This is a genomic window from Pseudoflavitalea sp. G-6-1-2, from assembly GCF_012927185.1.
GTDB lineage: Bacteria > Bacteroidota > Bacteroidia > Chitinophagales > Chitinophagaceae > Pseudobacter.
On the sequence record NZ_JABBGB010000002.1, the window covers coordinates 1,315,956 to 1,328,336 of the forward strand.

Here is a 12,381-nt window from a genome sequence, read left to right on the forward strand (position 1 = left end):
TGTGCTTTTCATGACTATTATTCTTATACATTGTTGCCGCTATCCACCAGCATGCCGGCTCCAGTGATATTGCCGCTTTCAGGTCCGGCGAGGAATGCAACCATTGCTGCAACATCTTCTACAGAACCAAAACTTCCGAGTGCATTCATGGATCGCTGCCAGTCAGCACCTACACCGTCCGCAGGATTCATGTCGGTATCTGTTGGTCCGGGATGAACCAGGTTCACGGTGATTCCTTTGGGGCCGAGATCGCGCGCCATTCCTTTGGTGAGACCGATCAATGCACTTTTGCTCATGGCATACACAGAACCACCGGGACCAGCAACACGTTCTGCCATACAACTGCCGATAGTGATGATGCGTCCGCCACGGGGCAGATGTTTGATCGCCGCCTGTGAACCCGCAAACACTGCACGGATATTTACTGAAGTGTGCAGATCGAAATCTTCCAGAGTAAAATCCTCCACCGATTTCAGCATGGCGATGCCTGCGTTGTTCACCAGCACATGCAATCCTCCGAATGTTTCAGCTGTTTTGTCAACCGCTGCCTTCACTGCATTGGGATCGGAACTGTCTGCCTTGATGGCAATGGCTTTACCGCCTGCTGCTTCGATCTCTTTTACTACTGCTTCGGCGCGATCCGGTGAGGAATTATATGTGATGGCAACGTTCGCACCTTCTCTTGCCAGTCTTTTTGCAATGGCCGCTCCTATTCCGCGGCTTGCTCCTGTTACCAGGGCTGTTTTGTTTGATAAATTTTTCATACCGCAAATCTAAAATGCTGTTGGTATATTTGCAGGTACAGCTAAAATTGTTAAGTACTAACAAAAAAGTAAGTATGCGTAAGAAAAACTCCACCAATTCCATCAACGAAGAAGCCCTGAAACACGGATGTGGCATGAGTTACACGCTTTCCGTGCTTGGTGGAAGATGGAAACCAGCTATCCTTTTTACCCTGCTGAAAGGAAAAATGCGGTATAGCGAACTGAGGAAAAACATTGCCGGAGTATCAGAAAGGATGCTTGTAGCGCAGCTTCGCGAACTGGAAGACGATGGAATGGTAAAACGCATCATTTATCCTGAAGTACCACCCCGAGTGGAATATGAACTTACTACCATGGGCATGGAAACTGCACCGATGCTCCGTCATATGAGCGCATGGGGTAACAAGCACCGCCAGATAATACAATCAGACGATTCGGAATCGGTACACAATCTGCCTGCTGTTGGTGTAAAAAAAACAACAGCCTCCAAAAAGGAAGCTGTCGCCTAATCAATGCTTGATGTCAGAGAAACTATTGTAGTCCGCGGGCAATGCCGAGTTCGAGACCTCTCAGTTCGGCTAACCCTCTCAGCCTTCCGATGGCCGAGTAACCCGGATTTGTTTTCTTTTTCAGATCGTCCAGCATCTGATGTCCATGATCCGGACGCATAGGAATTGACGCCTTACGACTGCGCATCACTGTTATGATATTCTTTACCACACTGTACATATCTACATCTCCTTCGAGGTGATTGGCTTCGTAGAAATTGCCGGCTTCATCACGCTGCGTACTGCGCAGGTGAATGAAGTGTATGCGGCTGCCCAGTCGCGCTACCATGCCCGCCAGATCATTATCGGCACGTACGCCGAAAGATCCCGTACAGAAGCACAATCCGTTTGCCTTTGATGGCACGGCTTCGAACAAAGCATTCACATCGGCTTCGGTACTCACTACGCGTGGCAATCCGAAGATGGGATACGGAGGATCATCCGGATGGATAGCCAGCTGTACGCCCGCTTCTTCCGCAGCAGGTGCGATCTGCTGCAAAAAGAAGATCAGATTGGAACGAAGTTTTGCCGCATCAATTCCCTCGTACTGATCCAGCGCGCTTTGAAACTGTTGCAGCGTAAAGCTTTCCTCAGATCCGGGAAGTCCGGCAATGATGTTGCGTTGCAGCAACTGTTTTTCTTCGGAACTCATACTGTCCATACGCGCTGCAGCAGCAGCCAGTTCAGCGGCTGAATATTCGTCTTTGCTTCCTTTACGTTGCAGCATCAGTGTATCGAACGCAACATAGGCGGCGCGTTCAAAGCGGAGTGCCTTTGATCCGTCCTCCACTTCATATGCCAGATCGGTGCGCGTCCAATCGAGCACAGGCATGAAGTTATATGTAACGATATGTATGCCGCATTCCGCCAGATTGCGGATGCTCTGCTGATAGTTCTGAATATATTGCAGGTACTCTCCCTGCTGTGTTTTGATATGTTCGTGTACAGGAATGCTTTCCACTACATTCCAGATGAGGCCTGCCTCCTCGATCACTTTCTTACGCGCGAGTATTTCCTCTTTCGTCCATACCACTCCGTTAGGGATATGATGCAGCGCCGTAACGATCCCTGTAGCTCCTGCCTGTCTGATATCCGCGAGGCTTACCGGGTCTGAAGGACCGAACCAGCGGAATGATTGCTCCATTGCAACGTTCATAGAAGAATGTTGATTGAATTATTTAGAAGTTCTGATGAAAATTAAAGTGATACGCCTCTTCTCCATGGAATGAAATCATCCTGGCCAAGCTTTACTGCTTTGGGTTCTGCATTGCCACTGGCCACATCGATGATATAGTCCATTATTCTGGAAGCTGTTTCGGGTATGGTTTCTGTGCCTTCGATAATTGTTCCGCAGTCGATGTCGAGAATATCCGGCATGCGTTTGTACAAAGCTGTATTGGTACTGAGTTTTACTACAGGAGCAACAGGATTGCCGGTGGGTGTTCCCAGCCCCGTAGTGAACAAAACAATGTTGGCGCCTGAACCCACTTCAGCTGTTGTGCTTTCCACATCGTTACCGGGAGTGCAAAGCAGATTGAGTCCGGGCTTGGTTACTCTTTCCGGATAATCCAGTACATCCGCTACCGGTGATGTGCCGCCTTTTTTGGCTGCACCTGCCGATTTGATGGCATCGGTGATGAGTCCGTCACGCACATTGCCTGGCGAGGGGTTGGCGTAAAAGCCCGAACCCGCAGCCTCCGCACGGGCATTGTAGGTACGCATCAGATCCATGAACTTCTGTGCTGTAGGAGCATCCACACAACGATCGCTCAACTCCTGCTCTACGCCGCAAAGCTCAGGGAATTCGGAAAGGATCACAGACGATCCCAGTGTAACAAGTATATCAGAAACATAACCAACTGCAGGATTGGCGGAGATGCCGGAGAACCCGTCTGAGCCTCCGCATTCCAAACCGATGCACAATTTGCTCAGGGGAGCGGGCTTGCGCTCGTTCTTATTGGCCTGCATCAGGCCTGCGAATGTTTTTTTGATGGCTTTCGTCAGCAGCTGGCTTTCGGTGCCCTCTTTCTGCTGTTCCAGCAAAATGAAGGGTTTGCTGAAATTGGGATCACGTTTCATGATCTCTTTTTTCAGAATGCTCGCCTGCGCGTGCTGACAGCCAAGGCTGAGTATGGTAGCTCCTGCAACGTTGGGATGCGTAACATAACCGGCAAGCAGTCCGCATAAAGCTTCTGCATCCATCTTGGTACCGCCGCAACCCATTTCGTGATTGAGGAATTTAATGCCGTCGATATTTTTGAAGATCTTCTTATTGTTTACAACAGCAGGTTTTTCGGTGAATTCAAGGTTCAGGATCTCTTCTTCCGAAACGCCCTGCTGGTACATATTTACGAGGGTTTCCACATCGCTCTCAAATGCTTTCACTTTGCTGTAACCGAGCTTTTCGATCAGGGCTTCTTTCAGCACTTCCACGTTTCTGTTCTCACAGAATACGAGTGGAATAACTACCCAGTAGTTGGCAGTACCAACTGATCCGTCGGCACGGTGATAGCCCATGAACTGTTTATTCTTCCACTGACTAACATCGGGTTGTTTCCACTGAAGCTTTCTTTCGCCCAATGTAAAATCGTTGGTAGCGTGGTGGATATTTTCTGTTGTGATGGCAGCGCCCTGCGGAATGGGTTTATCGGCCTTTCCTACCAGTACGCCATACATATAAATTTCATCACCGGGAGCCAGATCGCTCATAGTGAATTTATGTTTGCCGGCAACTTTTTCCACGAGAGAAAATTCCTTGCCATTGTGTTGAACCGGAGTGCCCTGTGGAAGATCCTGTAATGCAACGAGGATATTGTCATCGGGGTGTATCTGAAGATATTTGTAAGTAGCCTGCATAATCATGGTTGTAGTAAACTTAATACAAATAAATAACTATCAAGCTGTTGAAAAACCCATGCAATTATCCTAATTATAAGCTGAATTGGCAGCAGCCTGATCAATCGTTTGCGTAATGCAAAATTACCCAATTGCAGCGAAGCTCGGAACTATTGCAGAACAGCACTTGAAACATCACACTAACCCATATACACAACCGAATCTGTTTTTAACCTCAATTGTTCATTTATTAACCTACTGTTTCTATCATTTTTCTTGTCCGATGGGGTTAATAGTTGCGATTGTTTTCTTCTCCCAAAAATTGCGAAAATGGGCATGTTTCCGAAAACCTGCAAGCCCAAACAAAGCCTACCGTCAAGGTTTTGAACGTTTTATGCACATTTGGTACGAAAACGTTTGCATAAATAAAGAGGAGGCAAACTGACTATCTCTGGCAAAAAAAATTTCAATTTGTAGGGAGAGATTATTACATCGACCAGCATCAAACCGTCTTGCCATGCAACGAGAAAAATTACAGACGGAAACCATCGCGAAAACCTGCTTCAGCCACCCGGCAACCGGGACTGCTTTGGTATCCCCATTTATTCTCCCCTCCTGCTCCACTTACGGACCAGCAGACTGCTCAACGGCAATTCGGGTCTGGCATTCACCAAACTGGTTTAACCACTAAACCCTTTTGAAATGAGACCTCAACTACTGAAAGTATCAAAAGCGCCACGGCACTCATTCAGCGTAAGACAAGACATTGTTCCTTATGTGAACAACCGCTGGCATTACCATCCAGAAATTGAACTGATCCATTTTAAGAAGGGTGAAGGCACCCAGTTCATCGGTGACAATATCAAAAGGTTCAAATCCGGCGATATTGTGATGGTGGGTGCACAGCTTCCCCACTACTGGCGTTTCGACGACACCTATTTCGAAGAAGGCAATACCCTGCAGGCAGATGTTCGCGTAGTGCATTTCTGCGAGAACTTCTGGGGAGATCAGTTTCTGCAACTGCCGGAGAACACCAATATCAAAACCCTGCTCGAAAAAGCGAGACGCGGTTTGCAGATCTCCGGCAAAACCCGCCAGCACGTGGGCGAATTGCTCGAAGCATTGCTCAACACCGACGGCACCATGCGCATCATGCTGCTGATGGAAGCACTCAATACCATCGCAGAATGCAAGCAGCTCGACTCGCTCTCTTCCATCGGATTCAAGCAGGAACTGGTAGAAGCGGAAAGCGACCGCGTAAACGCCATCTACGATTACAGTCTCAAGAACTTCAAAAGAAAAATACAGCTGGAAGAAATTGCTGCTGTAGCGAATATCAGTCCCAATTCGTTCTGCCGCTACTTCAAATCGAGAACCCGCAAAACCTACTCACAGTTTCTGATTGAGATCAGAGTGGGCCAGGCCTGCAAACTGCTGATCGAAAACAACCTCAGCATCAAGCAGCTCTGCTATGAAAGCGGCTTCAATAATTTCACGAGCTTCCATAAATATTTCAAGATGATCACCGGCAAGAGTCCGCTGAACTATCAGAAAGAATTTATGGCCTAACTAACTATCCCTTATGATCAGATTTCCGGTATTGTTGCTGGCTGCATTCACCTGCATCCGGCTCCAGGCTCAACGCATTGCACCTATCGTAATTGAAACTCAAAATGCCAGCCTGGTGCTTACAGTATCCGGGAACCAGCGCGTGCAGCAGGCATATCTGGGCAAAAAAATCAACCAGCCGATCATCGACAAACTCGGCGGAGGACGCGAGGCCTACCTCACCGCAGGGATGGAAAACCAGTTCGAACCCGCTATCCGCATGGTGCATAACGATGGCAATCCTTCGCTGGAACTGCGTTACGTTTCTCATAGCTCACAAACCAACGGCAATGTAATTACTACGGATGTGGTGATGCGCGATCCCGTGTATCCTGTGGATGTAACACTCCACTATACCGCCTACAAAGCTGAAGACGTTTTCAGTTGCCAGGCCATCATCAAACATCAGGAGAAAAAACCAGTGATGCTTACGCAGTATGCATCCAGCATGCTTCACTTCAATGCCGATGAATACTGGCTTACACAGTTTCATGGCGACTGGGCACGCGAAGTGAATATGGTGGACGAAAAACTTACGCACGGCATCAAATCGCTCGACAGCAAGCTGGGTGCCAGAACAAATTTCTATCAAACCCAGTTCTTCTTTCTCTCCCTCAACAAACCTTCCGACGAAAATAACGGAGAGCTGATCGCCGGAACCCTTAACTGGACCGGCAATTTCCAGTTCACCTTCGAAGTAGATCAGCGCAATGCATTACGCGTTCGCAGTGGCATCAACCCCTATGCCTCCGAATACTACCTTGCTCCCAATGAAATTTTCACCACTCCCGAAATGGTGTTCACCTGGAGCAGCAACGGAAAAGGACAGGCAAGCCGCAATCTCCACCGATGGGCGCGCAACTATGCCGTACTCGACGGAAAAGGCGAACGCATGGTGCTGCTCAACAACTGGGAAGCCACCCATACCAGCTTCGACGAAAAACGCCTGACAGAATTATTCGACGAAGGCAAAAAACTCGGCGTTGATCTCTTCCTGCTCGACGATGGCTGGTTCGGAAATACCTTTCCCCGCAACGACGACAAAACCGGTCTCGGCGACTGGCAGCCCGATAAAACCAAACTTCCCAGCGGCATCGGTTACCTCGTAAACGAAGCTGAAAAAAGAGGCATCCATTTCGGCATCTGGCTCGAACCAGAAATGGTGAACCCCAAAAGCGATCTCTACAAAGCGCATCCCGACTGGATCCTGAAGCTTCCCAACCGCGAAGAGAACTACGGAAGAAACCAGCTGGTGCTCGATCTCACCAACCCCAAAGTGCAGGATTTCATTTACAATCTCGTGAACGACCTCCTCACTCAGAACCCTAAACTGGCGTATATCAAATGGGATTGCAATCGCAGCATGACCAATGCCTATGCTCCTTACCTCAAAGAAAAACAATCGCATCTCTACATCGAGTACACCAGATCGCTGTACAAAATTCTGGAGCGCATCCGCGCCAAATACCCGAAGCTGCCGATTATGTTATGCGCAGGCGGTGGCGGCAGAACAGATTACGGCGCCATGAAATATTTCACGGAGTTCTGGCCCAGCGACAATACCGATGCACTCGAAAGAATATTCATTCAATGGGGATATTCTTACTTCTTCCCTGCCAACACCATCTCTGCGCATGTAACCAGCATGGGCAAGAACCAATCCCTGAAATTCAGAACAGATGTGGCTATGATGGGAAGACTCGGATACGATATCCGCACCAACAATTTCACCAAAGAAGATATCGAGTTCACCAACAACGCCATCAAAACCTACAAGCAGATTTCACCGGTTATTCAGCAGGGAGACCAATACAGACTGGTATCTCCTTACGAAGAAGATCGTGCCGTGGTGATGTACGCAGAAGAAAAGAAAGAAAAAGCTATCCTGTTCCAGTACTTCACTACACCGAGAAGAAAGAATATATTTACCAATGTGAAACTGCAGGGGCTTGATGGAGGGAAAAACTATCGCATTCGCGAGATCAATCTTTATCCCGGTACAAAGAGCAATAACCCTGAGAACGATAAAACCTATTCGGGCGAATACCTGATGAGCATTGGCCTGAATATTGCGCCGAGAGGATTAGCAATGACCAGCAACGTGTTTGAGATCATTGCACAATAGTCTGGGTTAACCATAAACACCTTTATATGAAAAAGCTCTTATTCCTTGCGATCACATCTATTTCCCTGACCGCATCTGCACAGCAAAAGCTGGAGAAGATCTGGGAGACCGATACAATCGTTGCCATTCCCGAATCTGTATATCCTGATTTCACCAGAAAAACAATGTTTGTGTCGCTCATCGACGGACCCGGCTGGGTGGCCGACGGCAAGGGCGGCGTAGGCAAGCTGAGTTTCGACGGAAAGAAATACGACGGCAACTGGATCACCGGCCTGAACGCTCCCAAAGGCATGGGCATTTCCGGCAATCGTCTCTTCGTAGCAGACATCAACGATGTGGTGATCATCGATATCAAAAAAGGAGCCGTTGAAAAGAAGATCAGAATCGACAGCGCCAAAGCGCTCAACGACATAACCGTGAACGATAAAGGCATCGTATTCATCTCCGACTCCCGTGCCGGAAACATCTACAAACTGGAGAATGATGTTGCTACTCTCTATCTCGAAAATCAGAAAGGGGTGAACGGATTGAAAGCAATCGGCAGTGATCTCTACATCGCAGCCGGAAAGAATTTCGTGAAGGCAGATGCCAGCAAACAAATCACTCCCATAGCAGAACTTCCACAAAGCGGTGATGGCGTAGAACCTGTTGGCAACGGGGATTTCATCGTAACAGCATGGGCCGGATATATTTTCTACGTGCACAAAGATGGCAAGGTAGATACCCTGCTCGAAACGCATCCACAGAAAAAGAACACAGCAGATATCGGTTACGATCCACTTAAAAAAATAGTGTACGTACCCACTTTCAACGGAAAAACCGTTGCTGCTTACCAATTGAAATAATCATCAATTCAAGTTATTGTGAAGAAACATTTGTTCGCGATGGTACTGCCTTTGATTGCAGTACCATTTTTTTTGCAGGCGCAGACTGGTTCCATCTATCACCAGGGCTGGATCGATTTCAACAAGAACGGAAAACGCGATGTGTATGAAGATCAGCTGCAACCCATCGAGAAACGGATTGCCGATCTCATTAGTCAGATGAATGTAGAAGAAAAGACCTGCCAGATGATCACGCTGTATGGGTTCGGTCGTGTGTTGAAAGACGAACTGCCTACCGACGCATGGAAGCAAAGTCTCTGGAAAGATGGCATCGCCAATATCGACGAACACCTCAACAGTCTGCCTTACAACAAAAAAGCAGTTTCACAATATTCTTATCCGCAGAGCAAACATGCCAATGCCATCAATACTGTTCAGCGCTGGTTCATCGAAGAAACACGTCTGGGCATTCCGGTTGATTTCACCAATGAGGGCATTCATGGTCTCAACCACGACAGAGCCACGCTCCTTCCTGCACCGATTGCCATCGGCAGCTGCTGGAACAAAGAACTCGTATTCCGTGCAGGACAAACCGTAGGCCGCGAAGCAGCAGCCACTGGCTACACCAATGTATACGCGCCTATTCTCGATCTGGCCCGCGATCCGCGCTGGGGGCGGGTTGTAGAGTGCTACGGAGAAGATCCGTTCCATATAGCGGAGCTCGGCAAACAAATGGCGCTGGGCATCCAAAGCCAGGGAGTTGCCAGCACAGTAAAACATTTTGCTGCTTACAGCATGCCCAAAGGTGGCCGCGATGGTGATGCCAGAACAGATCCGCATATTGCTCCACGTGAGCTGCATCAGATGCATCTCTACCCTTTCCGCCGGGTAATTGAAGAAGCCCATGTACTTGGTGTGATGAGCAGTTACAACGATTACGATGGTGTTCCCGTCTCCGGCAGTCATTACTTTCTCACCGAATTGCTGCGCCAGCAATATGGGTTTAACGGATACGTAGTTTCTGACAGCCGTGCTGTGGAATTCCTGTACAAGAAACATAAGGTGGCAGCGGATTACAAAGAAGCCATCAGACAGGTAGTGGAAGCAGGTCTCGATGTAAGAACCGATTTCACCAAACCCGAAGATTATGTATTGCCGCTTCGCGAACTGATCCGCGAAGGATCGTTGAGCATGCAGACCATCGATCAGCGCGTAGCGAGTGTATTGCGTGTAAAATTCAAACTGGGATTGTTCGATCATCCATATGTGGCAAACCCTGCAGATGCCGACAAAATTGTTTTTAATGATGCAGCCAAAGCCATGCAGGAGCAGCTTTCCAGAGAAGTGCTGGTATTGCTGAAGAATGACAACAACACCTTACCACTCGATGTAAAGAAAATTAAGAATCTGCTGGTAACCGGTCCGCTTGCAGCGGAGACGAATCATTCCATCAGTCGTTATGGTCCGTCGAACGTGCATGTGATCTCTGTTCTCGAAGGATTGCAGCAATATGCCGGCAACAAATTCAAAGTGCAGTTTGCAAGAGGTTGCGACATCACAGATCCTAACTGGCCGGAAAGCGAAATACTTCCTTCTCCGATTACAAAATCAGAACAGGCAACGATTGATTCTGCCGTTGCACTTGCGAAAAAGTCAGATGCCATTGTGGTAGCGTTAGGCGAGAACGAACAAATGGTGGGAGAAAGCAAAACCCGAACGGGACTTGATCTTCCAGCCCGTCAGCTGCAACTGTTGCAGGCCATGCAGGCAACAGGCAAGCCGGTAATTCTGGTACTGATCAATGGTCGCCCACTCACAGTAAACTGGGCGCAGAAGTATACACCGGCCATTATCGAAGCATGGTTCCCCGGCGCAACCGGAGGAAAGGCCATTGCTGAATCGATCTTCGGAGATTACAATCCCGGAGGAAAACTCGCAGTCACTTTTCCGAAAACGATCGGACAAATAGAACTGAACTTCCCTTACAAACCCGGCTCGCATGCGGGTCAACCCGGAGATGGGCCGAATGGCTACGGAAAAACAGCTGTCAATGGTCCCCTCTATCCGTTCGGCCACGGTCTAAGCTATACCAGTTTCGGTTACAGCAATCTGGTGATCACGCCAGATAGCCCGCGTACTCAACAAGGCATTTCAGTTTCTGTCGATATCACCAATACCGGAAAAAGAAAAGGAGATGAAGTGGTACAGCTTTACCTCAAAGACGTTGTAAGCAGTGTAACGCAGTACGAAATGCTGCTTCGCGGGTTCGAACGGATTACATTGGAGCCGGGAGAAACAAAGAAGGTTAGTTTTCAATTGAAGCCTTCAGATCTGGCGCTGCTCGATAAGAACATGAACTTTGTGGTGGAACCCGGAGAGTTTGAAATACAGATGGGAAGCAGTTCTGCGGACATTCGAATCAAAAAAAGTTTTCTGGTGAAATAAACACTTCGTTAACTGTTTGTCAACAGCCGGGCCATCGTGAACAAATCGCGGGTCCGGCTGTTCTTCTTCCCACCTGCTCCAATATTAACCAAAAACGTATTCCAATATGAGCATTTTATTATCTCCTTATCAAAAGAATGGGCTTTCGCTCAGCAACCGCATGGTAATGGCGCCGATGACACGCAACCGCGCTATCGGCAGTATTCCGAATGCACTGATGGCAGAATATTACGGGCAGCGCGCAACTGCGGGATTGATTGTAACCGAAGGAACTTCGCCTGCACCTGAAGGACTGGGTTACCAGCGTATCCCCGGCATCTTCACCAAGGAGCAGGTTGAAGGCTGGAAATTGGTTACCGACAAAGTACACGCCAACGGAGGAAAGATCTTTGTTCAACTGATGCACACCGGGCGCGTATCGCATCAGGATAATCTTCCGGCAGGTGCACAGGTGGTGGGGCCTTCAACTATCGGCATGTCCGGGCAGATCCATACATTAAACGGAGCCTTTAACTATTCTACGCCTGTTGCACTCAGCGCAGAAGCAATAAAGCAAACGATAAAACAACATGCAATAGCCGCAGAGCTGGCAATGGAAGCAGGTTTCGACGGAGTGGAATTGCATGGTGCACATGGCTATCTGATTGAGCAATTCCTCAATCCGCATGTGAACAACCGCACAGATGTTTATGGAGGCAACCATATCAACCGAAGCCGGTTTGCTATCGAAACAGCTATTGCAACCATTGCTGCTATCGGGAAAGAAAGAACCGCCATCCGCATCTCCCCATTCTCTACACTGAATGATATGCATGCGTATGAAGAAGCCGAAGTGGATGCAACGTATCAGTACCTGGTGAGAGAGCTGAGCAAACTCGAACTCACGTACCTGCATATTTCCAGAAATCCGATGACGACGCCAGAGCGATTGAAATTCTTCAGAGAAACTTTCAAGGGCACCATCATTGTCTGCAATGGATTCGATGCCGCAAGCGCTGAACAATTACTCGAAGAAGGAACTGCCGACCTCATAGGATTCGGAAAACCATTCCTTGCAAATGCAGACCTGCCGCAGCGTTTCGCACATCAGGCTCCGCTGAATCCGGTTGATTTCAAAACCATGTACGGCAATTCAGCTGTTGGATACACCGACTATCCATTGATGAACGAAATGCCTCAGCCACAACAATAAAAACAAACGCTGCTGCAGTCGGAACGATACTCCGTTCTTT

The 12,381-nt window shown here is 48.4% G+C and carries 9 protein-coding genes; 6 read left to right on the forward strand and 3 right to left on the reverse strand.

What is annotated here, in order from left to right; all coding sequences use genetic code 11:
• Nucleotides 1–23: 23 nt before the first annotated feature.
• Nucleotides 24–764, reverse strand: coding sequence for a 3-oxoacyl-ACP reductase family protein (locus HHL16_RS14980; RefSeq protein ID WP_169425994.1), 741 nt, complete (start codon nucleotides 762–764; stop codon nucleotides 24–26).
• Nucleotides 765–838: 74 nt separating this feature from the next.
• Between HHL16_RS14980 and HHL16_RS14985 the strand changes: the two genes are divergently transcribed.
• Complete coding sequence (locus tag HHL16_RS14985; RefSeq protein WP_169425995.1) at nucleotides 839–1,273, forward strand: helix-turn-helix domain-containing protein; 435 nt, start codon at nucleotides 839–841, stop codon at nucleotides 1,271–1,273.
• A 22-nt stretch (nucleotides 1,274–1,295) separates the two neighbouring features.
• Here the strand turns inward: HHL16_RS14985 and uxuA are convergent, their stop codons facing one another.
• Together uxuA and HHL16_RS14995 are read right to left on the reverse strand one after the other, a co-directional pair.
• Nucleotides 1,296–2,468, reverse strand: a complete 1,173-nt coding sequence (gene uxuA, locus HHL16_RS14990; RefSeq protein WP_240966176.1) for a mannonate dehydratase — start codon at nucleotides 2,466–2,468, stop codon at nucleotides 1,296–1,298.
• A 41-nt stretch (nucleotides 2,469–2,509) separates the two neighbouring features.
• A complete protein-coding gene (locus tag HHL16_RS14995; protein ID WP_169425996.1) occupies nucleotides 2,510–4,168 on the reverse strand; it encodes a UxaA family hydrolase in 1,659 nt (552 codons plus the stop codon).
• Between the two features lie 681 nt (nucleotides 4,169–4,849).
• On the opposite strand from HHL16_RS14995, the gene HHL16_RS15000 reads away from it, so the two are divergent.
• The 5 genes from HHL16_RS15000 (at nucleotide 4,850) to HHL16_RS15020 (ending at nucleotide 12,341) form a co-directional block, all read left to right on the forward strand.
• Nucleotides 4,850–5,716 carry an AraC family transcriptional regulator gene (locus HHL16_RS15000; RefSeq protein ID WP_169425997.1) on the forward strand — a complete coding sequence of 289 codons (867 nt, stop codon included), beginning with the start codon at nucleotides 4,850–4,852 and terminating at the stop codon, nucleotides 5,714–5,716.
• Nucleotides 5,717–5,729: 13 nt separating this feature from the next.
• Entirely contained in the window at nucleotides 5,730–7,880 is a 2,151-nt protein-coding gene (locus HHL16_RS15005) for an alpha-galactosidase (protein ID WP_206022439.1), read from the forward strand.
• Between the two features lie 26 nt (nucleotides 7,881–7,906).
• A complete protein-coding gene (locus HHL16_RS15010) occupies nucleotides 7,907–8,725 on the forward strand; it encodes an ATP-binding protein (RefSeq protein WP_169425998.1) in 819 nt (272 codons plus the stop codon).
• An 18-nt stretch (nucleotides 8,726–8,743) separates the two neighbouring features.
• Complete coding sequence (locus HHL16_RS15015; protein ID WP_346766841.1) at nucleotides 8,744–11,149, forward strand: glycoside hydrolase family 3 N-terminal domain-containing protein; 2,406 nt, start codon at nucleotides 8,744–8,746, stop codon at nucleotides 11,147–11,149.
• A 106-nt stretch (nucleotides 11,150–11,255) separates the two neighbouring features.
• Nucleotides 11,256–12,341, forward strand: a complete 1,086-nt coding sequence (locus tag HHL16_RS15020) for an alkene reductase (protein WP_169425999.1) — start codon at nucleotides 11,256–11,258, stop codon at nucleotides 12,339–12,341.
• Nucleotides 12,342–12,381: the final 40 nt, after the last annotated feature.

Coding starts and splice junctions, on each gene's coding strand:
- HHL16_RS14980 (WP_169425994.1), bottom strand. CDS start 764: ATGAAAAATTTATCAAACAAAACAGCCCTGGTAACAGGAGCAAGCCGC.
- HHL16_RS14985 (WP_169425995.1), top strand. CDS start 839: ATGCGTAAGAAAAACTCCACCAATTCCATCAACGAAGAAGCCCTGAAA.
- uxuA (WP_240966176.1), bottom strand. CDS start 2,468: ATGAACGTTGCAATGGAGCAATCATTCCGCTGGTTCGGTCCTTCAGAC.
- HHL16_RS14995 (WP_169425996.1), bottom strand. CDS start 4,168: ATGCAGGCTACTTACAAATATCTTCAGATACACCCCGATGACAATATC.
- HHL16_RS15000 (WP_169425997.1), top strand. CDS start 4,850: ATGAGACCTCAACTACTGAAAGTATCAAAAGCGCCACGGCACTCATTC.
- HHL16_RS15005 (WP_206022439.1), top strand. CDS start 5,730: ATGATCAGATTTCCGGTATTGTTGCTGGCTGCATTCACCTGCATCCGG.
- HHL16_RS15010 (WP_169425998.1), top strand. CDS start 7,907: ATGAAAAAGCTCTTATTCCTTGCGATCACATCTATTTCCCTGACCGCA.
- HHL16_RS15020 (WP_169425999.1), top strand. CDS start 11,256: ATGAGCATTTTATTATCTCCTTATCAAAAGAATGGGCTTTCGCTCAGC.